This is a genomic window from Acutalibacter sp. LFL-21 (assembly GCF_025630755.1).
In the GTDB taxonomy this organism is placed as follows: domain Bacteria; phylum Bacillota; class Clostridia; order Oscillospirales; family Acutalibacteraceae; genus Acutalibacter; species Acutalibacter stercoravium.
Genome location: NZ_JAOTNT010000037.1, coordinates 1 through 802, shown reverse-complemented (window position 1 = coordinate 802; position 802 = coordinate 1). Strand labels below are relative to the sequence as shown.

The window sequence follows — 802 nt, the reverse complement described above, 5'->3', positions numbered from 1 at the left end:
ATCCAGAGTACCGCCGGACACGTGGAACCCGGTGGGAATATGGGGGGACCACCCTCCAAGCCTAAATACTACCCAGTGACCGATAGTGTAAAGTACTGTGAAGGAAAGGTGAAAAGCACCCCGGGAGGGGAGTGAAAGAGAACCTGAAACCTTGTGCTTACAAGCACCGAGAGCCCGTCAATGGGTGATCGGGTACCTTTTGTAGAATGGTCCGGCGAGTGAATGTAACTGGCAAGGTTAAGGACTTCAGGTCCGGAGCCGCAGCGAGAGCGAGTCTGAATAGGGCGTATGAAGTCAGTTGTATTCGACCCGAAACCGGGTGACCTACCCATGTCCAGGTTGAAGTGGAGGTAAAACTCCATGGAGGACCGAACCGACTCCCGTTGAAATGGTAGCGGATGAGGTGTGGGTAGCGGAGAAATTCCAATCGAACCCGGAGATAGCTGGTTCTCTCCGAAATAGCTTTAGGGCTAGCCTCGTATTAGATTACCGGAGGTAAAGCACTGAATGGCCTAGGGCCCGAGAGGGTACCGAAGCCTATCAAACTCAGAATGCCGGATAATTGATGTACGGGAGTCAGACAGTGTGAGATAAGTTTCATTGTCAAAAGGGAAACAGCCCAGACCCACAGCTAAGGTCCCAAAGTACGGTTAAGTGGAGAAGGATGTGGGGTTGCACAGACAACCAGGATGTTGGCTTAGAAGCAGCCACTCATTAAAAGAGTGCGTAATAGCTCACTGGTCGAGTGACCCTGCGCCGAAAATTTAACGGGGCTAAATCGTACACCGAAGCTTGGGATGCA

Annotated in this window: 1 rRNA gene; it reads left to right on the top strand. The window is 51.7% G+C overall.

The features are described from left to right. Positions 1 to 802 (top strand): 23S ribosomal RNA (locus tag ODJ80_RS14045); the annotation flags it as partial.